The organism is Pseudomonas sp. CFBP 13727 (genome assembly GCF_014841915.1).
Classification (GTDB): domain Bacteria; phylum Pseudomonadota; class Gammaproteobacteria; order Pseudomonadales; family Pseudomonadaceae; genus Aquipseudomonas; species Aquipseudomonas baltica.
Genome location: NZ_JACYUT010000003.1, coordinates 314,446 through 331,937, shown reverse-complemented (window position 1 = coordinate 331,937; position 17,492 = coordinate 314,446). Strand labels below are relative to the sequence as shown.

At 59.6% G+C, this 17,492-nt stretch carries 20 protein-coding genes and 5 tRNA genes; 11 read left to right on the top strand and 14 right to left on the bottom strand.

The features are described 5' to 3' along the window. Nucleotides 1-3: 3 nt before the first annotated feature. The 3 genes from IFT76_RS12200 to IFT76_RS12190 form a co-directional block, all read right to left on the bottom strand. Complete coding sequence (locus IFT76_RS12200) at nucleotides 4-771, bottom strand: TPM domain-containing protein (RefSeq protein ID WP_192058565.1); 768 nt, start codon at nucleotides 769-771, stop codon at nucleotides 4-6. Continuing rightward, a complete protein-coding gene (locus IFT76_RS12195; RefSeq protein WP_122475276.1) occupies nucleotides 768-1,367 on the bottom strand; it encodes a LemA family protein in 600 nt (199 codons plus the stop codon). Before IFT76_RS12195 ends, IFT76_RS12200 begins: the two co-directional genes overlap by 4 nt. Before the next feature lie 260 nt (nucleotides 1,368-1,627). After that, on the bottom strand, nucleotides 1,628-1,846 hold the full coding sequence (locus IFT76_RS12190) for a hypothetical protein (RefSeq protein ID WP_192058563.1): 219 nt from the start codon (nucleotides 1,844-1,846) through the stop codon (nucleotides 1,628-1,630). A 124-nt stretch (nucleotides 1,847-1,970) separates the two neighbouring features. On the opposite strand from IFT76_RS12190, the gene IFT76_RS12185 reads away from it, so the two are divergent. Then, nucleotides 1,971-2,150: a hypothetical protein gene (locus IFT76_RS12185; RefSeq protein ID WP_122475279.1), complete on the top strand. Its 180-nt coding sequence runs from the start codon at nucleotides 1,971-1,973 to the stop codon at nucleotides 2,148-2,150. Nucleotides 2,151-2,205: 55 nt separating this feature from the next. Here IFT76_RS12185 and IFT76_RS12180 read toward each other — a convergent pair whose 3' ends face one another. Next, complete coding sequence (locus tag IFT76_RS12180) at nucleotides 2,206-2,451, bottom strand: hypothetical protein (RefSeq protein ID WP_122475280.1); 246 nt, start codon at nucleotides 2,449-2,451, stop codon at nucleotides 2,206-2,208. 166 nt (nucleotides 2,452-2,617) lie between these two features. On the opposite strand from IFT76_RS12180, the gene IFT76_RS12175 reads away from it, so the two are divergent. Further along, nucleotides 2,618-3,385 (top strand): hypothetical protein, encoded by a 768-nt coding sequence (locus IFT76_RS12175; RefSeq protein WP_192058561.1) that lies wholly within the window; start codon nucleotides 2,618-2,620, stop codon nucleotides 3,383-3,385. Here IFT76_RS12175 and IFT76_RS12170 read toward each other — a convergent pair. Beyond that, nucleotides 3,382-3,792 (bottom strand): VOC family protein, encoded by a 411-nt coding sequence (locus IFT76_RS12170; protein ID WP_192058559.1) that lies wholly within the window; start codon nucleotides 3,790-3,792, stop codon nucleotides 3,382-3,384. The genes IFT76_RS12175 and IFT76_RS12170 overlap by 4 nt on opposite strands. 471 nt (nucleotides 3,793-4,263) lie before the next feature. On the opposite strand from IFT76_RS12170, the gene IFT76_RS12165 reads away from it, so the two are divergent. Continuing rightward, complete coding sequence (locus IFT76_RS12165) at nucleotides 4,264-4,569, top strand: DUF1484 family protein (RefSeq protein ID WP_192058557.1); 306 nt, start codon at nucleotides 4,264-4,266, stop codon at nucleotides 4,567-4,569. A gap of 74 nt (nucleotides 4,570-4,643) precedes the next feature. Here IFT76_RS12165 and IFT76_RS12160 read toward each other — a convergent pair. The 3 genes from IFT76_RS12160 to IFT76_RS12150 form a co-directional block, all read right to left on the bottom strand. Continuing rightward, nucleotides 4,644-4,719: transfer RNA gene (locus tag IFT76_RS12160), tRNA-Thr, on the bottom strand. Between the two features lie 52 nt (nucleotides 4,720-4,771). Beyond that, a complete protein-coding gene (locus IFT76_RS12155; protein ID WP_192058555.1) occupies nucleotides 4,772-5,200 on the bottom strand; it encodes a pilin in 429 nt (142 codons plus the stop codon). Between the two features lie 204 nt (nucleotides 5,201-5,404). Continuing rightward, nucleotides 5,405-5,989 (bottom strand): pilin, encoded by a 585-nt coding sequence (locus IFT76_RS12150; RefSeq protein ID WP_342365577.1) that lies wholly within the window; start codon nucleotides 5,987-5,989, stop codon nucleotides 5,405-5,407. 57 nt (nucleotides 5,990-6,046) lie between these two features. Here IFT76_RS12150 and pilB point away from each other — a divergent pair, with 57 nt between their 5' ends. From pilB to yacG, 5 genes are read left to right on the top strand one after another with little or no spacing between them, the layout of a single operon-like run. Continuing rightward, complete coding sequence (pilB, locus tag IFT76_RS12145; RefSeq protein WP_192058554.1) at nucleotides 6,047-7,747, top strand: type IV-A pilus assembly ATPase PilB; 1,701 nt, start codon at nucleotides 6,047-6,049, stop codon at nucleotides 7,745-7,747. Nucleotides 7,748-7,750: 3 nt separating this feature from the next. Beyond that, nucleotides 7,751-8,965: a type II secretion system F family protein gene (locus tag IFT76_RS12140; RefSeq protein WP_192058552.1), complete on the top strand. Its 1,215-nt coding sequence runs from the start codon at nucleotides 7,751-7,753 to the stop codon at nucleotides 8,963-8,965. Between the two features lie 3 nt (nucleotides 8,966-8,968). Beyond that, entirely contained in the window at nucleotides 8,969-9,841 is an 873-nt protein-coding gene (locus tag IFT76_RS12135; RefSeq protein WP_192058551.1) for a prepilin peptidase, read from the top strand. After that, a complete protein-coding gene (gene coaE, locus IFT76_RS12130) occupies nucleotides 9,838-10,461 on the top strand; it encodes a dephospho-CoA kinase (protein WP_192058549.1) in 624 nt (207 codons plus the stop codon). The genes IFT76_RS12135 and coaE overlap by 4 nt, the downstream gene beginning before the upstream one ends. After that, nucleotides 10,458-10,661 (top strand): DNA gyrase inhibitor YacG, encoded by a 204-nt coding sequence (gene yacG / locus IFT76_RS12125; protein WP_192058547.1) that lies wholly within the window; start codon nucleotides 10,458-10,460, stop codon nucleotides 10,659-10,661. The genes coaE and yacG overlap by 4 nt, the downstream gene beginning before the upstream one ends. A 189-nt stretch (nucleotides 10,662-10,850) precedes the next feature. Here the strand turns inward: yacG and IFT76_RS12120 are convergent, their stop codons facing one another. Further along, nucleotides 10,851-11,276 carry a DUF3830 family protein gene (locus IFT76_RS12120; protein WP_122795376.1) on the bottom strand — a complete coding sequence of 142 codons (426 nt, stop codon included), beginning with the start codon at nucleotides 11,274-11,276 and terminating at the stop codon, nucleotides 10,851-10,853. Between the two features lie 100 nt (nucleotides 11,277-11,376). Between IFT76_RS12120 and IFT76_RS12115 the strand changes: the two genes are divergently transcribed. Beyond that, entirely contained in the window at nucleotides 11,377-12,006 is a 630-nt protein-coding gene (locus IFT76_RS12115; RefSeq protein ID WP_122475299.1) for a DUF1780 domain-containing protein, read from the top strand. A 329-nt stretch (nucleotides 12,007-12,335) separates the two neighbouring features. Then, nucleotides 12,336-13,637, top strand: coding sequence for an NAD(P)/FAD-dependent oxidoreductase (locus IFT76_RS12110; protein ID WP_122795377.1), 1,302 nt, complete (start codon nucleotides 12,336-12,338; stop codon nucleotides 13,635-13,637). Between the two features lie 245 nt (nucleotides 13,638-13,882). On the opposite strand, the gene IFT76_RS12105 is transcribed toward IFT76_RS12110, so the two are convergent. The 5 genes from IFT76_RS12105 to clpB form a co-directional block, all read right to left on the bottom strand. After that, nucleotides 13,883-13,959: transfer RNA gene (locus tag IFT76_RS12105), tRNA-Pro, on the bottom strand. Between the two features lie 97 nt (nucleotides 13,960-14,056). Beyond that, a tRNA-Lys gene (locus IFT76_RS12100) sits at nucleotides 14,057-14,132 on the bottom strand. A 5-nt stretch (nucleotides 14,133-14,137) separates the two neighbouring features. Beyond that, a tRNA-Pro gene (locus tag IFT76_RS12095) sits at nucleotides 14,138-14,214 on the bottom strand. 10 nt (nucleotides 14,215-14,224) lie between these two features. Beyond that, nucleotides 14,225-14,300 (bottom strand) — tRNA-Asn (locus IFT76_RS12090). A gap of 394 nt (nucleotides 14,301-14,694) precedes the next feature. Then, the gene (clpB, locus tag IFT76_RS12085; protein ID WP_122795378.1) at nucleotides 14,695-17,259 is read right to left on the bottom strand and encodes an ATP-dependent chaperone ClpB; all 2,565 of its coding nucleotides are present in this window, start codon (nucleotides 17,257-17,259) and stop codon (nucleotides 14,695-14,697) included. On the opposite strand from clpB, the gene IFT76_RS20900 reads away from it, so the two are divergent. Beyond that, complete coding sequence (locus IFT76_RS20900; protein ID WP_274603814.1) at nucleotides 17,258-17,383, top strand: hypothetical protein; 126 nt, start codon at nucleotides 17,258-17,260, stop codon at nucleotides 17,381-17,383. The genes clpB and IFT76_RS20900 overlap by 2 nt on opposite strands. Nucleotides 17,384-17,492 lie beyond the last annotated feature (109 nt).

Here is a 17,492-nt window from a genome sequence, read left to right as displayed (position 1 = left end):
GATTTACCAGCCACCCGATGCACCCCCGCCGCCGAAGCCGCCGCCACCGCCACCAAAACCACCGCCGCCGCCGCCGAAACCACCGCCACCACGGCCTCCGCCGCCCAGCAGGCCGCCCAGCACCGCACCCGTGAGTACCGAACGACCACCGCCGCCTCGGCCACCGCGCCCGCCTCCGCCACCACCGCGAATCATCACGATCACGATGATGATCAGAATCAGGAACGCCGGCCATGGCAGACGCTGCTGGTCCTGGCCCTGGTCCTGCGCATTGCTGCGCTGCGGCTCGGCCAGAGGGTCGCCCCCCAGCACCTGCAACATGGCCGCCGCGCCCGCACGAATGCCGCCAGCGAAATCGCCCTGGCGGAACGACGGCACGATCACGTTATTGATGATGATGGAGGACTGTGCATCGGTCAGTTGCCCTTCCAGGCCATAACCGACCTCGATGCGCACCTTGCGCTCGGCCTTGGCGACGATCAGCAAGGCGCCATTGTCCTTGCCTTTCTGGCCAATGCCCCAGGCACGCCCGAGCTGGTAGCCGTAATCGGCGATGTCCGTGCCTTGCAGGTCCGGCACGGTTACCACCACGACCTGCTCGGAGGTCGCCTGCTCGTGTGCCTCGAGCATCTGGCTGAGCTGGCTGCGGGTCTGCCCGTCGAGCAGGCCCGCCTGGTCCACCACTCGACCGCTGAGCGCCGGAAACTCCAGCGCTCCGGCAGTGGCGGCCCACAGCAGCATCAACAGCGGCAGGCACCGCCATGGCTTCATTGGAACTTCACGCTCGGCGCTTGCTCGGCATTGGGTGCCGTGGCCTTAAAGTTCTCGCGAACTTTCTGATCACGGTACATGGTCATCTGCCACAGCTTGCCGGGGAAGGTACGGATCTCGGTGTTGTACTTCTCGACCGAGGCAATGAAGTCACGACGCGCTACCGCGATGCGGTTTTCCGTGCCTTCGAGCTGCGATTGCAACGCCAGGAAGTTCTGGTTCGACTTCAGGTCGGGATAACGCTCGACCGTCACCATCAAACGGCTCAAGGCACCGCTGAGTTGCTGCTGGGCCTGATCGAACTGCTGCAGCTTGGCCGGATCGTCCAGCGTGTTGGCATCGACCTGGATCGACGTGGCCTTGGCGCGCGCCTCGATCACTCGGGTCAAGGTGTCCTGCTCCTGCTTGGCGTAGCCCTTCACCGTTTCCACCAGATTGGGGATCAGGTCGGCACGACGCTGGTACTGGTTCTCCACCTGAGCCCAGGCCGATTTCACCTGTTCGTCATATTGCGGAATGTTATTGACGCCGCAGCCACTGAGCAGCGTGGTGAACATCAGCACGGTCAACAACCGTGTGCGCAGGGAAATGGTCATGGTGGGGTCAAGCTCCTTGGAAGGCAGTGGTCATGGCCACCGCAACGCGCCGACGCCCGGTTCGGGTCGACGCTTGAATAGGTGAGGTTAGCAGGCCTGGCTGGGCGAAACGCCAAATCGCAGACAAAGAAAAGCCCGCCGACGGGGAGGAAAGCGGGCTTGAAGAAGGAGCAAGGTCAACATTACGCCCAAGAATGTAAATGCCGCGTGAAACGGATGTGAACGGACGGTTAGCTGCACTTTTCTCCTTTTTCACGACATCAACGACCGTCAGCGATCTTGCGTTCGATCTCGGCGGTCTTGCGCTGCAAGGTCTCGGCGTCCTGCTCTTTCTCCTTGATGGAGGTAGGCGTGATGACCTTGTCGACGCCTTCGGTGGCCGGCGTTTCATGCTCGATGTCGCGCTCGACCACGTTCACCGGCTTGCCGCTGGCATCGAGGGTCGGGGCTTTTGGCTGGATTTCATCGCGTGTGGTCATGGTAGGAAGCCTCTGATGGTAAGTAGAGATTCGAGGCATTGCAGGCAAGGTAAGTTCCTGTGCAACGCTTCGGACTGCACCTTGGCCGAGGGCGCCGGTCACAGCTTCTTTGGGAGGAAAAACCATGGCCATCTCTGTCAAGAAACTCGAAGGCAATGACATCCCCGAGCAGTACCGTACACACGACATGGACCCAGTGTTTCAGGTACAGGACAGCGAAGGACAACTGCACATACGCACCAGTGACGTGGAAGCCGCTGCCCTGGCAGTGGAATTCAGCGAACAGGACAAGCAGCCCGAGTGACCGAGCAAGGGGTGCAGGACGTTGCCGACCTGCACCCCTCGTTCAATGGCCCCGCCTAATCGCCCAGCAACCACACTCCGGCGCTGACCAATGCCGCAATCAGCGTGCCGCCGAACAAGGCGTACTCGAGCTTGCTGCGATTCAGCGCCTGGATCACGTGGTCGATGTAGGCCTCGATATCCGCCGCCCGGCGGCGCATCTCCAGGCCTTCGATGACGTCCTGCACGCGCGCATCCAGCAACGGCGACACACACAGGTAGACCGAAGCGTAGCTGGCCAGAATGATGAAGAAGTATTTCACGGTTGGCATCCTTGCCCAGAGTCAGGGGCGGGCTTATAGGCTGTCGGCACACAGGACGAAAACGATACAGGTCGAGGCAAACAATCGCCATTCCCGGCGCCGATTGAATAAAAGCCCAACGTCGAATCATGTACAACGTATGGACTAAAAACAACGACGCACGTACATGACTGTTTTCTACCTCAAGCTGCTCATCACGCCGCTGCTCATGCTGTTCATCTCCATCGCTGCCAAACGCTGGGGTACACACGTTGGCGGGCTGCTGTCCGGGCTTCCAGTGACCTCCGCCGTGGTGATGCTGTTTCTCAGCCTCGAACAAGGCCCGGGGTTCGTGGCAATGGCAGTGCCCGGCGCACTGGCCGGCGTGGCGGCAATTCAGGCAACCTACCTGTTCTATCTTGCGGTGACCCGCCATGTTTCGGTGGTGCTCGGATGCCTGGCCGCCGTGGTGTTCTATGTTGCCACAGCGCTACTGATGAACCGGCTGGGGTCACCCATTGCCTCCATCGCCATTACCCTGTGCCTGGTGGTCGTGCTGATTCGGGTGACGTCGAACGATGGCAAACCCCTGGCGCGCCCGGTTGCGTTGCCCAGCTGGATCATCCCCATGCGGATGTTGACCGCTACCCTGCTGCTGCTACTGATCACCGCAGGGGCGCAGTGGTTGGGCCCCGTGGTCAGCGGCTACCTGGCGCCCATTCCGATCATCGCCTGGCCGCTGGCGGTTTTTGCGCATGTGCAAGGCGGACGCCAGGAACTCGCGGCGATTGTCAGAGGCAACGCGATTGGCGCCATCGGCGTAATCGGCTTCTACCTCAGCTTGCAGGAGATGGTAGTGCAACTGGGCATACTGCCCGCCGTGGCGACAGGCGTGGTGCTGGCGGTGCTGCTGACGGCCGGGGTCGCGCGACTGGCCAACTCGCGTCGTAGTTAAGCTGAACTGGCCATATCCGATGCGTGAACGAAACATAACTTGTTGCCTTCGGGGTCCCGGCAATAAGCGCCGTAGTAGTCCTCTGAATACTGCGGCCGCAAACCCGGCGCCCCCTCGTCCATACCGCCGTTATCCAAAGCTGCCTGCCATACGTCCCGCACCTGCTGCTGCGACTGCGCCGCAAAGCTGACCTGCATGCCGTTGCCCCAGGTGGCCGGGAGGCCGTTGAACGGGAGTTGGACGTAGACCTGGGGCCAGGCCTTATCGGGCCGCTGCCAGCCAGCGCCGGCAGGGCCGCCGTCATTTTCTTCGGGGAGGCGGATGAGGCCCAAGGCTTGGAAGATGTGATCGTAGAAAGCGACCATTTTTGGGAGATCGCGGGCGCCGATTTGGATGTGGCTGAACATGCTCTACCCCTAGGCCTGATCACATGTGAATAACTGCCTGGATGACAGCATTTCCTCCGATGTCGGCCAAACATCTTGCCTTGATTTTATAATCCTATCGCGCGTACATTCGCCTCGTCGCTGCAAAATCAGCGACCGGGTTTGGTCGCCCGAGTAGATAAAGGCGCTACAGCGCCCCATCACGATTGCAGGCGCTTTTTTTGCGCAGGCAGCCTCGTGTCATGGCGGCTGTGCGCAGGACACCCTCGGGTGTGCCGGATTCCTTTATCGCCGGTCGACCAACCTTCGTACAGCTGCCACCCACTCGTTTGGTCGCGAGCGTGGCGGCGTCTACTCGATAGAGGAACGCCTCATGAAAATTACTTTTGCGCTTGTAGCCCGCTCATACCCCATTAGCTGGCCGAGACCTTGTCGGCATAGAGTTATGCCAAATTTGAAGTCGTCATTGCCATCGCCAAGCGAGGGCACACGATGAATGCGCGTTCGAACCGACTTGCCCATATACAAACGGATCTGCAGTGTTGGCTCGGGGCAGACGGTCCCAATGGTTCCGGTGAAGACGTGAGTGGAAGACTTTCGGCGCTTGCGGATGGGATTGCCGTGTTGCAGGAATCCGTCAGTGCGTTGAGCGAGGTGAATGGGGCACTGGAGGTGGTGCTGCAGCTGTTGTTCGACGCGGAAGCCGAGAAAATTTCGTGCAACCACCTTTACTGCTTGATGGAGCCTATTCAAGGGAAGCTTGATGGGGCGCTTGAGCGGATGGGGGGTGTGGTTTAGCAGGAGGAAGGTGTGGTCAAGCGCGGGGGTCAAGGGTTGACGAAACTGGTCTTAGGATCTGGGCTGAGATTGGATGGTGCCGGAGATAGGAATCGAACCTACGACCTTCGCGTTACGAGTGCGCTGCTCTACCGACTGAGCTACACCGGCTAAGGTGGCAGGGCTGCTGGTGCAGCCCTGCCGGTAGTTAACGAAATAGCTCTTATCCTTTGACGTAGCCCTTGGTCACACAACCCCCACCATAAGTCCAACCCAAAGCGCCGCTTGCATCAGCTTTCGGTGTAAGAGTGCAGGTATCGTCTTTTGAGATACCTTTGTAACCGTCGTTGGGCGTGGCTGTAATAACGCCTGTGGTGGTAGTAATACCGATAGTGTTCAACGCGCCGGTAGTTTTCGAAGGCAAGGTAATACCCAGTTCTGCATCTGTGTCACACGCTGTAAGAGATGTCGTCTCTTGATAACAAACGCTCATAGCGGTCTGAACAGGCGCCATACCGTTGACAACCTCAGAGTACGCAGCCCGCTTGATGTAGTTCTGATACGCCGGCAGCGCAATAGCAGCCAAAATACCGATAATCGCAACCACGATCATAAGTTCGATAAGGGTAAAGCCCTTTTGCATCTTGTTCATGTTCAATCCTCAGATTAATACGACATGCCGCGAGTCGAGAGGCAGATCCGTCAATCCCACAACGGCTTCTTGTACCTTATGGAGATAGAGCACACGGCGTGCCAACTTCCAAAACACCGTATCCTGAGGTTCACGAGGAGGCCGCACTGCGCAGATACATGCTTCTAGAGCAGAAAATGACATTTTTTGTCACCGCGCTTGCTGTCAGTTTTTGACGTACCCCTTGTCAGCACAAGGACCGCTGTATGCCCATGTTAGTGATCCTGAGCTAGGTGTCGGTTGGAGCGTACAGGTATCTTCTGCCGTAAGGCCTTTGTATGCATTGGGGACTGCAACGATGGCAGCCGTGGTGGTTGTCACGGAAGCGGAATTGAGAGCTCCGGTCGTTTTGCTTGGCATCGTCATGCCTATTTTCCCTGCCGAATCGCAGTTGGTGAGAGCAGCAGAGGTCTGATAACACACCCCTACGGCGGTCTTGATGGACCCTAGCGCTGCAACGATTTCGGTGTAGGCGGCCTTCTTGATGTAGCTCTGATAAGCGGGCAAAGCGATGGCTGCCAGAATGCCAATAATCGCTACCACGATCATCAGTTCGATAAGGGTGAAGCCCTTTTGTATTGTTTTCACTGTGTGCCCTCTGAATATTCCGAAAGCGTTCCAACCGCCCGACAGCGGCATGTCGCGAAGCTTCACGTACAAAATGGTAAAGGGAGCATATGCCGTGCCAAGCAAACGGCAACCCTGTTTATGTAGTTTCTTGTAAGGCGGAATGAGAGTTGCAGTGCCCATTTGGCACCACCGCTCGACTACGCTATAAAACACGGACTGTCCGTACTCGGTGCCCACATGAATGATATCGCCCTCACCGGCTTGGCCAAGCAATTGGTCGTCGCTGAACTCCTGACCGACAAGGCTGCGCAGCAGGCCTATCAGCAAGCGCAACGCACCCGTGTTCCGCTTGTTCACTACCTGGTGCAGAACAAGCTCGCAAAAAGCCGCGATATTGCCGAAATTGCTGCCGATCAATTTGGCATCTCGTTTCTCGACTTGGCAGCGGTTGATCGAGAAGGTCAGCCTCGCGGTCTGGTCAGCGAGAAGCTGGTTCGACAACACCATGCCCTCCCTCTCTGGCGACGCGGCAACAAATTATTCGTAGGCATCTCGGATCCGACTAACCATCAAGCTATTACTGATATCCAGTTCAACACGGGCCTAACGACCGAGGCGATCCTAGTTGAAGATGACAAGCTGACGGAGGCCATCGAGAAATTTTTCGAGAGCGGCACCACCGGTCTTGAAGAGCTGAGCGATGTGGACCTGGACGGACTTGACGTTGAAACCGTCGATGACAACAGGAACGACTCCATTGCAGGACAAGACGCCGACGACGCCCCCGTCGTGCGCTTCGTCAACAAAATGCTGCTTGATGCCATCCGTGGCGGCTCATCCGACCTGCACTTCGAACCCTATGAAAAAGCCTATCGCGTCCGGTTCCGGACTGACGGCATGTTGCGCGAAATCGCTCGTCCGCCGATCAATCTGGCAGGGCGGATTGCAGCGCGTCTCAAGGTCATGGCCAGTCTCGATATCTCCGAGCGGCGCAAGCCGCAGGACGGCCGGATCAAGATGCGCATCTCGAAGAACAAGGCCATCGACTTCCGGGTGAACACCCTTCCCACGCTGTGGGGCGAGAAGATCGTGATGCGTATCCTCGATCCGTCGAGTGCGCAGATGGGTATCGATGCACTGGGTTATGAACCGCATCAGAAAGAGCTCTACCTCCAGGCCTTGAAGCAACCACAGGGGATGATTCTGGTTACCGGCCCCACAGGTTCGGGTAAGACCGTATCGCTCTATACCGGTATCAACATCCTGAATACGGTGGACATCAACATCTCCACGGCTGAGGACCCTGTGGAAATCAACATGGAGGGTATTAACCAGGTCAACGTCAACAACAGGCAAGGGCTCGACTTCGCTCAGGCCCTGCGTTCGTTCCTGCGTCAGGATCCTGACGTGATCATGGTGGGTGAGATCCGCGATCTGGAAACCGCCGAGATCGCCATCAAGGCCGCGCAGACCGGTCACCTCGTGCTTTCCACGCTGCACACCAACAGCGCCGCTGAAACGCTGACTCGTTTGCAGAACATGGGCGTGGCTGGCTTCAATATTGCAACGTCGGTGAGCCTGATCATTGCGCAGCGGCTGGCAAGAAAGCTATGCCCGCATTGCCGCAAAGAGGCGGACATTCCCCGTGACGCTCAGATAGAGGAAGGTTTCGCACCTGAGCTGGTGGGTACTTTCAAGATTTACGAGCCCGTGGGATGTGAACAGTGCAACGGCGGCTATCGCGGCCGGCAGGGCATTTACGAGGTGGTGAAAGTCACCAAGGAGTTGCAGCGCATGATCATGGAAGCCAACAACGCTATCGAAATTGCGGCACAGATGCGCAAGGAAGGTTTCAGCGATTTGCGAGCGTCAGGTCTGGTCAAGGTTATGCAAGGGGTCACCAGCCTTGCCGAAGTCAACCGAGTCACCAAGGATTAAGCAATGGCGGTCAAAGCAAAGGTCAACGTCTATGCCTGGGAAGGGATAGACCGCAAAGGCACCAAGATGTCTGGGGAGCTGAGCGGCCACAATCCGGCGTTGATCAAGGCGCAGTTGCGTAAGCAGGGGATCAACCCGGGCAAGGTCAAGAAGAAGGGTACTTCGCTGTTCGGCAAGGGCAAGCGTATCAAGCCTATGGACATTGCCCTGTTTACTCGGCAGATGTCGACCATGATGCGTGCCGGGGTGCCTCTACTACAGTCGTTCGACATCATTTCCGAAGGTGTCGACAACCCCAACATGCGCAAGCTGGTCGACGAAATCAAACAAGAAGTGGCGGCCGGTAACAGCTTTGCTTCGTCGCTGCGCAAGAAGCCGGAATATTTCGACGACCTCTACTGCAACTTGGTTGACGCGGGTGAGCAAGCCGGTGCCTTGGAAACCTTGCTCGACCGCGTAGCCACCTACAAAGAAAAAACCGAGCAGCTGAAAGCCAAGATCAAGAAGGCGATGACCTACCCAATAGCGGTGGTCGTTGTTGCCATTATTGTTTCCGGGATTCTGTTGATCAAAGTTGTGCCGCAGTTCAAGTCCATCTTCGAAGGCTTCGGTGCGGAGCTGCCAGCGTTCACCCTGATGGTCATGGGATTGTCTGACGTAGTACAGGAATGGTATTTGCTGTTGCTCGCAGGCTTCGTGGGTTTGTTCTTTGGTTTCAAGCACGCAATGAAGCGCAGCCAGAAGCTGCGCGATACGGTGGATCGCTGGTTGCTAAAAGTGCCTATCGTGGGCGCTATTCTATACAAGTCAGCGGTGGCGCGTTACGCGCGCACACTATCCACGACATTTGCCGCAGGCGTACCGTTGGTCGACGCATTGGATTCTGTGTCCGGCGCCACCGGCAACATCGTTTTCAAGAACGCTGTAAATCGCATCAAGGCCGATGTTTCGACTGGGATGCAACTTAATTTCTCCATGCGCTCGACAGGCGTATTCCCCACCCTAGCCATCCAGATGACCGCCATCGGCGAAGAATCCGGCGCCCTCGACGATATGCTCGACCGCGTTGCAACCATCTACGAAGCCGAAGTCGACAACATGGTCGACAGCCTCACCAGCCTGATGGAGCCCATGATCATGGCGGTTCTCGGTGTAGTGGTAGGCGGTCTGGTTATCGCAATGTATCTCCCAATCTTCCAACTCGGCAACGTAGTCTAAGAAATGCCATTAATCGACCCATCAGCCTTCTCCACGTTGGCCCTGACCGCCTGCGCCCTCCTCCTGGGCCTCATCATCGGCAGCTTCCTCAACGTCCTTATCCACCGCCTGCCCATCATGCTCGACCGTGACTGGATCACGCAGTCCCGAGAAATGCTTGGCCTGCCCCCAGAGCCCAAGGGCGGCACGTACAACCTGCTGCTGCCGCACTCCGAATGCCCACACTGTGCCCACAAGATCCGCGCCTGGGAGAACATCCCGGTGGTGAGCTACCTGATGCTGCGGGGCAAGTGTGCCAGTTGTCGGGCGAAGATCAGCCTGCGCTATCCGCTGTTGGAAGTGGCCACGGGCATCTTGAGTGCCTTTGTGGTTTATCACTTCGGGTTGAGCTGGCAGGCCGGTGCGTTTTTGCTGCTGACCTGGGGCTTGCTGGCGATGAGTCTGATCGATGCCGATCACCAGTTGCTGCCAGATGTGCTGGTGCTGCCGTTGCTGTGGTTGGGGTTGATCGTCAATGGCCAGGGGTTGTTTACCAATCTTTACGATGCGCTGTGGGGCGCGGTGGCGGGTTATCTGAGCCTGTGGCTGGTGTATTGGGTGTTCAAGCTGATCACCGGCAAGGAAGGCATGGGCTACGGCGATTTCAAGTTGTTGGCCATGCTTGGGGCCTGGGGTGGCTGGCAGATTTTGCCGCTGACCATTCTGTTGTCGTCGCTGGTGGGGGCGGTGCTGGGGGTGTTGATGCTGCGGATGCGCAACGCGCAAACCAGTACGCCGATCCCGTTTGGGCCTTATCTGGCCATCGCGGGGTGGATTGCATTGCTGTGGGGTGATCAAATAACCACTTCATACATGCAGTTTGCCGGGTTCCGATGACAACAGCTGTGGATAAACCTTGGGTGCTGGGTCTCACCGGTGGCATCGCCAGTGGCAAGAGCGCGGCGGCGCAGCGCTTTGCCGAGTTGGGCGTGCACGTGGTGGATGCCGACCAGGCATCGCGCTGGGTGGTGGAGCCGGGGCGGCCAGCGCTGGCGGCGCTGGCCGAGCGCTATGGTGCGGCGCTGTTGCAGGCCGATGGCAGCCTCGACCGTGGGGGGTTGCGCAAGGTGATCTTCGAGGATGCGCAGGAGCGGCGCTGGGTCGAGGCTTTGCTGCATCCGTTGATTGCCGAGGAAATCGCCCGGTCGCTGGCTTCGGCGACGTCGCCCTATGCGGTGTTCGTGTCGCCGCTGATGGTCGAGTCGGGGCAGTACCGCACCACGCAGCGCTTGTTGGTGGTGGATGCGCCGGAGGCGGTGCGGGTTGCGCGTACCTTGCTGCGCGATCACACCACGCCCGAGCAGGTCCAGGCGATTCTGAAAGCCCAGGCGAGCCGCGAGCAGCGGCTGGCGCTGGCGGACGATGTGCTGGTCAACGACCGCGACTTGGCCTGGCTGCACTCGGAAGTCGAGCGGCTGCATGCTTTTTATCTGACTTTGCGTGGAGGCCGAGAATGAGCCAACCCTTGACCGTTGATTGCCCGACTTGCGGGGCGCCAGTGGAATGGAAGGCAGCGAATGCGAACAGGCCGTTCTGTTCCGATCGCTGCAAATTGATTGACCTGGGGGCCTGGGCGTCCGAGGAGCACAAGATTCCGGTGAGCCCGGATGCCGAGGACGACCTGTTCAGCGAGGACCTGCCACCGCGCGGGCATTGAGGCAATGGGGCACCAGGCAATAGTGCTTGCACCTGTGCCTGGTTCGCGGCCACGGACCGCTCCTACAGTGCATATCGGGTACCCGTAGGAGCGGTCATCGGCCGCGAAGAGGGCTCTGCGGATTGTCTGGCACAACGCGGTGTCTGGTTCGCGGCCACGGACCGCTCCTACAGGGTATCTACAAGGCGGTCACGCCAATTCGAACAATACCTCTTGCGCACCTTCCCACAAGGTCTTCACGCCCAGGGCGCGGAGGTTTTCCTTGCCCTGCACCACGGTAAGGAAATGGTTGCCGGCCAACTGCCCCATCTTGCTGGCGAAGCAGCAGGATCCGTAGGCCAGCAGAATTTCCGTCTCGCTGTACGGCCCTGGATAAAACAACACGTCCCCTACCGACGGGTGGCTGGTGTGGTTCTCGAACCCGACCGGCTCGTCACCGCGCAGCAACTGGAATTCACCCAGCGGCACCCAGCACGCCTCGCCACTCCAGCGCACATGGATGATCTTCTGCCGATACGGCAGCAGCTTGAGAAACGCATCCACCGTCTGCGGTGCATCGGGATGGGTTTCGGCCAAGAATTCGTAGCCGCCGGAGGTGATCTTGATGCTGGGCATGGTGCAGCTCCTGGGAAAATCCCATCCTTACCCATCGCCGAGAGATTTTGAAGCGTCGGCCGTTATTCTTTTCGTCGCACAGGCGGGCTAAGCTAGGGCCATGGATGACTCCGACTACCTGCGTTTGCTCACCAGCCAGGCCGAACAGGCCAATGCCTTCCTTTCCAATGCGCGCAAGTGGGAGCGCGAGCGTTGGGTGTGCGAGCGCCTGTTGCAGGGCCTGAACATCGCCTACCGTGACGATGAATTCACCCCCGCCGGCCAGGAGCCGCCGGACGTGCTGTTCCGTGAAGCCAGTTTCGAAGTGTTCTTCGTGCTCGACGAGGGGCGCCGGCTCAACGATGAATGGCGCGAGGAGTTGCAGCGCCGCCGCAGCGCTTTCTCCCTCAGCCAACTGGTCCGGCGCGAGGCACGCCCCAAACGCATCCGCGCACCCGAGCTGCTGCAGCGGCTGGCGCCGACCTTGCGCAAGAAAGCCCACAACTACCGCGAACGCGGGCTGGACCTCGGTGAGCTGGACATCATTGCCTTCGCCAGCCTCAAGCGCGAAACCTTGGACTTGAACAGCCATTTTCCGCCGCCTACCGAGTTTCTTCGCCAAGGCTGGCGCTCGCTGTCGCTGGTCGGACCCACCTTTGCCCGGGTCTTGTTCGCTCATCCGGATGCGCCGGATTTCCTGCGCAACAACCTGGGCCGCAGCATCGTTTTCGATGTGGGCATCAGTTTGTGAACCCACCCTTTTACCCGTCATGGCGCAGGGGCCGTGCGGATGATACAAAGCGCTCTCGCCCGCACCGCCTGTCAGGAACCCTGTAGCCTTGCCAGCGTCTGAAACGTCTACCTGTTCAGGGTCGCCTGCCCTGTCACGTGACACTCGCCCATTGATCGGCGGTCACTCGTGCGCGCCTCGGTTGCAAGTCGAGCACCTGCTCCTTGCCCGGGGGACAGCCGTAGCAGGGCTTGTCGATCCATCTGTTCGAAGGTGTGGAGCTCTGAGCTGCCTTGCGCTCGCCCACCCCTCGCAGACACCCGAATTCGTTAACCTTATGAGAGCTTTCCATGACACATCGCATCGTTATTGTCGGCGGCGGCGCCGGCGGCCTGGAACTGGCCACCAGCCTGGGCAAGACCCTGGGCAAGCGCGGTACGGCCAGCGTCACGCTGGTGGACGCCAACCTGACCCATATCTGGAAGCCACTGCTGCATGAAGTGGCCGCCGGCTCCCTGAATTCGTCTGAAGACGAGCTCAACTATGTGGCTCAGGCCAAGTGGAATCATTTCGAGTTTCAGCTTGGCCGCATGAGCGGTCTGGATCGCGCGGCCAAGCAGATCCAATTGAGCGCCACCCTCGATCCGGAAACCGGCCTGGAGCTGGTCCCGGCGCGCAGCATCGGCTATGACACCCTGGTGATTGCGGTAGGCAGCACCACCAACGACTTCGGCACCCAGGGGGCGGCGGAGCACTGCCTGTTCCTCGACACTCGCAAGCAGGCCGAGCGTTTCCACCAGCAACTGCTCAATCACTACCTGCGCGCCCATGCCGGGCACGACGAGAGTCGCGCGCAGATCAGCGTCGCCATCGTTGGCGCCGGTGCTACCGGTGTCGAGCTGGCAGCCGAGTTGCACAACGCGGCAAAAGAACTGGCGGCTTACGGCTTGGGCCGCATCGCGCCGGAGAACATGCGCATCACCTTGATCGAAGCCGGCCCACGGGTGCTGCCGGCGCTGCCCGAGCGCATCGGCCAGCCGGTGCACCAGACCTTGGAGAAGCTCGGTGTGACGGTCTTGACCAATGCCGCGGTGAGCGAGGTGACTGCCGAAAGCCTGCTGACCAGCAGCGGCCAGGTGATTCCGGCCAGTTTGAAGGTGTGGGCAGCCGGTATTCGTGCGCCTGGCTTCCTCAAGGAGATTGATGGCCTGGAAACCAACCGCATCAATCAGTTGGTGGTACGCCCTACCCTGCAGTCTACCCGTGACGATGACATCTTTGCCTTCGGTGACTGTGCGGCGTGCCCGCAGCCGGGCACCGACCGCAACGTGCCACCGCGCGCGCAGGCAGCTCATCAGCAGGCCTCGTTGCTGGCCAAGTCGCTGAAGCTGCGCATCGAAGGCAAGGCGTTGCCGGAGTACACCTACAAGGATTACGGCTCGCTGATTTCCCTCTCGCACTTTTCGGCGGTGGGCAACCTGATGGGCAACCTGACCGGCAGCGTCATGCTGGAAGGCTGGTTGGCGCGGATGTTCTACGTGTCGCTGTACCGGATGCATCAGGCGGCGCTGTATGGCCTGTTCCGCACCGGCATGCTGATGCTGGGCAGCCGCATCGGCCGCGGCACCGAGCCGCGACTGAAGCTGCATTGACCCATCGTTGCCTGCAATCCCCGTAGCAGCGGCGCGAGCCGCGTCATTGGCGATGCGGTGTGTTTGACACTTCGCGGTGTGGCCGGACGCGGCTTGCGCCGCTGCTACAGGGGTACGCCGCGTTACCGGCTACGTGGTGTGTCTGATACAACGGGTGCTGGCGGACGCGGCTTGCGCCGCTGCTACAGGGGCGGAATGGAAGGCAAAAAAAAGGCGCCCATGACAGGCGCCTTTTTTCATGAATATGGTCGGGGTAAGGGGATTCGAACTCCTGACATCCTGCTCCCAAAGCAGGCGCGCTACCGGACTGCGCTATACCCCGGTACAAAAAAGGCACCCGGAAGGCGCCTTTTCTGCTGCCCACCGGTGTTAATCGGTGGGGCTTTTTAAGATTCGATCCAGCGAACCGGAATCAAAAATGGTGGGTCGTGTGGGATTCGAACCTACGACCAATTGGTTAAAAGCCAACTGCTCTACCAACTGAGCTAACGACCCAAATATGGTCGGGGTAAGGGGATTCGAACTCCTGACATCCTGCTCCCAAAGCAGGCGCGCTACCGGACTGCGCTATACCCCGATATGAAATTTGGCTCCGTGACCAGGACTCGAACCTGGGACCCAATGATTAACAGTCATTTGCTCTACCGACTGAGCTATCACGGAACTATCAATTTCAGTACATCTACAACCGCTGCAGCTTCAAGCCTGTATCACTACCGCCTTGAACTCTTCGACCCGTTCGCATCGCTGCGTTCATGTCTCTGAGGCGCGCTATTCTACAATTTTCAAAACCTCTGTCAACCCTTTAAATTGCTTTCAAGACACTGATTTGCAACTTTTTTTCAGAACCGGTGAAGCCAGTGGCTCTGCGGGATGACGTACAGCGGGGCGCACTTTACAAGCCTTGAAACGAAAATGCAACGGTAAATCAATGGGGTGGGTCGGTGGGGGCCTCTTCGCGGGCAGAGGGCTTGCCGCCCGCCCCGCTCCCACTAAAGCCTGAGTACCTGTGGGAGCGGGCTCTGCCCGCGAAAAGGCCCTCACTGCCACTCATCACTCAAGCAAACACAATCTCATCATCCACCACCGACGCCTGCACCGATGTCCCTGGCAGGAATTTGCCCGAGAGAATCAGCTGTGCCAGCGGGTTCTCGATCCAGCGCTGAATCGCACGCTTCAACGGACGCGCGCCATACACCGGGTCGTAGCCCACCGCGATCAGCTTATCCAGCGCCTCGTCGCTCAGCTCCAAGCTCAGATCGCGCTCGGCCAGACGGCTGCGCAAGCGGGCCAGCTGGATCTGCGTGATCCCGGCGATCTGGTCGCGCGCCAGCGGCTCGAAGATCACCACCTCGTCGATCCGATTGACGAACTCGGGCCGGAAATGGCTGGTGACCGCATCCATGACCGCCGCGCGCTGCGCCTCGCGGTCGCCGACCAGCTCCTGGATGCGCGCCGACCCCAGGTTCGAAGTCATGACGATCACGGTGTTGCGGAAGTCCACGGTACGTCCGTGGCTGTCGGTCAGACGGCCATCTTCCAGCACTTGCAACAGCACGTTGAACACGTCCGGGTGAGCCTTTTCGACTTCATCGAGCAGCAACACCGAGTACGGTTTGCGACGCACCGCTTCGGTCAGGTAGCCGCCCTCTTCATAGCCAACGTAGCCGGGTGGCGCACCGATCAGGCGAGCGACCGAATGCTTCTCCATGAACTCGGACATGTCGATGCGCACCATCGCTTCTTCGGTATCGAACAGAAACTCGGCCAGCGCCTTGCACAATTCGGTCTTGCCCACACCGGTGGGGCCGAGGAACATGAACGAGCCGCTGGGCCGGTTGGGATCGGACAATCCGGCACGCGAGCGCCGCACTGCGTTGGACACCGCCACCACGGCCTCTTCCTGGCCGATCACGCGCTGGTGCAGCAGGCTTTCCATCTTCAGCAGCTTGTCGCGCTCGCCTTCGAGCATCTTCGACACGGGAATCCCCGTCCACTTGGAAACCACCTCGGCGATTTCTTCCTCGGTCACCTTGCTGCGCAGCAACTGGTTCTCGCTTTTGCCGTGCTGGTCGACCATCTGCAGGCTGCGTTCCAGATCGGGGATGACCCCGTACTGCAACTCGGCCATACGGCTCAAATCCCCGCGCCGACGCGCGGCTTCCAGTTCTTGACGCGATTGTTCGATCTTCTGCTGAATCTGCGCCGACCCCTGCACTTCGGCTTTTTCCGAGGTCCAGATCTCTTCCAGGTCGGCGTATTCGCGCTCCAGTCGGTTGATTTCCTCGGTCAGTTTTTCCAGACGCTTGATCGCGGCCTCGTCATCTTCTTTCTTCAAGGCCTGGGACTCGACCTTGAGCTGGATCAGACGGCGCTCCAGGCGGTCGAGCACTTCGGGCTTGGAGTCGATCTCCATGCGGATGCGGCTGGCCGCCTCGTCGATCAGGTCGATGGCCTTGTCGGGCAACTGGCGGTCAGTGATATAGCGATGGCTGAGCTTGGCTGCCGCGATGATCGCGCCGTCAGTGATGGCCACCTTGTGGTGAACCTCGTAGCGCTCCTTGAGGCCACGCAGGATGGCGATGGTGTCTTCCTCGCTCGGCTCCTCGACCAGCACCTTCTGGAAGCGCCGCTCCAGGGCGGCATCCTTCTCGATGTACTGGCGGTATTCGTTGAGCGTGGTGGCACCTACGCAGTGCAGCTCGCCACGGGCCAGTGCCGGCTTGAGCATATTGCCCGCATCCATCGAGCCTTCGCCTTTGCCGGCGCCGACCATGGTGTGCAGTTCGTCGATGAACAGAATGATCTGCCCTTCCTGCTTGGACAGCTCATTGAGCAGCGACTTCAGGCGCTCCTCGAACTCGCCGCGAAACTTGGCGCCGGCGATCAGCGCGCCCATGTCCAGGCTGAGCAGGCGCTTGCCGCGCAAGCCATCGGGGACTTCGCCATTGATGATGCGCTGGGCCAGGCCTTCGGCAATGGCAGTCTTGCCCACACCGGGCTCACCGATCAGTACCGGGTTGTTCTTGGTGCGGCGCTGCAGCACCTGGATGGTCCGACGGATCTCGTCGTCACGGCCGATCACCGGGTCGAGCTTGCCTTCCTCGGCGCGCTTGGTCAGGTCGACGGTGTATTTTTCCAGGGCCTTGCGCGACTCCTCGGCGTTGGGGTCGTTGACCGCCTCGCCACCGCGCAGGTTGCTGATGGCATTTTCCAGCGCCTTCTTGCTGACGCCCTGGCCCAACAGCAGCTTGCCCAGCTTGCTGTTGTCGTCCATGGCCGCCAGCAGTACCAGTTCGCTGGAGATGAACTGATCGCCCTTCTGCTGCGCCAGCCGGTCGGCCTGGTTGAGCAGGCGCGCCAGGTCCTGGGACATGTTGACGTCGCCGGTCGGGTTCTGGATTTTCGGCAGCTGGTCGAGCTCTTTGCTCAGCGCCTTGCGCAGGCTGTTGACGTCGAAGCCCACCTGCATGAGCAACGGACGGATCGAACCGCCCTGCTGGTCGAGCTGCGCCTGCATCAGATGCGCCGGTTCGATGGCCGGATGGTCCATGCCAACGGCCAGGGATTGTGCGTCGGATAACGCGAGTTGAAGCTTGCTGGTCAAACGGTCTATACGCATGAGTCACCTTCCTGAAAAAGGGCAGGCCGGAGCGATGGATACACCTGATGAAGAAAACCTGCCGGGGATGACAGTTAGATGGGGGGTGTTGGTGAAGATTCAAGGTTGGGGGTTGCAGATCTAGATAGGTTGTGTCAGTGCCGGCCTCTTCGCGGGCAGAGCCCCGGCTCCCACAAATGCAGATTGATGGCCTCTCAGCGAGGCCAGTGTGGGAGCCGGGCTCTGCCCGCGAA

Bases quoted from the DNA above. Each gene is read 5' to 3' on its own strand.
- IFT76_RS12135 (WP_192058551.1), top strand. From the start codon at position 8,969: ATGCCATTAATCGACCCATCAGCCTTCTCCACGTTGGCCCTGACCGCC.
- coaE (WP_192058549.1), top strand. From the start codon at position 9,838: ATGACAACAGCTGTGGATAAACCTTGGGTGCTGGGTCTCACCGGTGGC.
- IFT76_RS12185 (WP_122475279.1), top strand. From the start codon at position 1,971: ATGGCCATCTCTGTCAAGAAACTCGAAGGCAATGACATCCCCGAGCAG.
- IFT76_RS12150 (WP_342365577.1), bottom strand. From the start codon at position 5,989: ATGGGCACTGCAACTCTCATTCCGCCTTACAAGAAACTACATAAACAG.
- IFT76_RS12155 (WP_192058555.1), bottom strand. From the start codon at position 5,200: ATGAACAAGATGCAAAAGGGCTTTACCCTTATCGAACTTATGATCGTG.
- IFT76_RS12115 (WP_122475299.1), top strand. From the start codon at position 11,377: ATGGATGACTCCGACTACCTGCGTTTGCTCACCAGCCAGGCCGAACAG.
- IFT76_RS12195 (WP_122475276.1), bottom strand. From the start codon at position 1,367: ATGACCATTTCCCTGCGCACACGGTTGTTGACCGTGCTGATGTTCACC.
- clpB (WP_122795378.1), bottom strand. From the start codon at position 17,259: ATGCGTATAGACCGTTTGACCAGCAAGCTTCAACTCGCGTTATCCGAC.
- IFT76_RS12175 (WP_192058561.1), top strand. From the start codon at position 2,618: ATGACTGTTTTCTACCTCAAGCTGCTCATCACGCCGCTGCTCATGCTG.
- IFT76_RS12140 (WP_192058552.1), top strand. From the start codon at position 7,751: ATGGCGGTCAAAGCAAAGGTCAACGTCTATGCCTGGGAAGGGATAGAC.
- IFT76_RS12120 (WP_122795376.1), bottom strand. From the start codon at position 11,276: ATGCCCAGCATCAAGATCACCTCCGGCGGCTACGAATTCTTGGCCGAA.
- IFT76_RS12170 (WP_192058559.1), bottom strand. From the start codon at position 3,792: ATGTTCAGCCACATCCAAATCGGCGCCCGCGATCTCCCAAAAATGGTC.
- IFT76_RS20900 (WP_274603814.1), top strand. From the start codon at position 17,258: ATGAGTCACCTTCCTGAAAAAGGGCAGGCCGGAGCGATGGATACACCT.
- IFT76_RS12200 (WP_192058565.1), bottom strand. From the start codon at position 771: ATGAAGCCATGGCGGTGCCTGCCGCTGTTGATGCTGCTGTGGGCCGCC.
- IFT76_RS12110 (WP_122795377.1), top strand. From the start codon at position 12,336: ATGACACATCGCATCGTTATTGTCGGCGGCGGCGCCGGCGGCCTGGAA.
- pilB (WP_192058554.1), top strand. From the start codon at position 6,047: ATGAATGATATCGCCCTCACCGGCTTGGCCAAGCAATTGGTCGTCGCT.
- yacG (WP_192058547.1), top strand. From the start codon at position 10,458: ATGAGCCAACCCTTGACCGTTGATTGCCCGACTTGCGGGGCGCCAGTG.
- IFT76_RS12190 (WP_192058563.1), bottom strand. From the start codon at position 1,846: ATGACCACACGCGATGAAATCCAGCCAAAAGCCCCGACCCTCGATGCC.
- IFT76_RS12165 (WP_192058557.1), top strand. From the start codon at position 4,264: ATGAATGCGCGTTCGAACCGACTTGCCCATATACAAACGGATCTGCAG.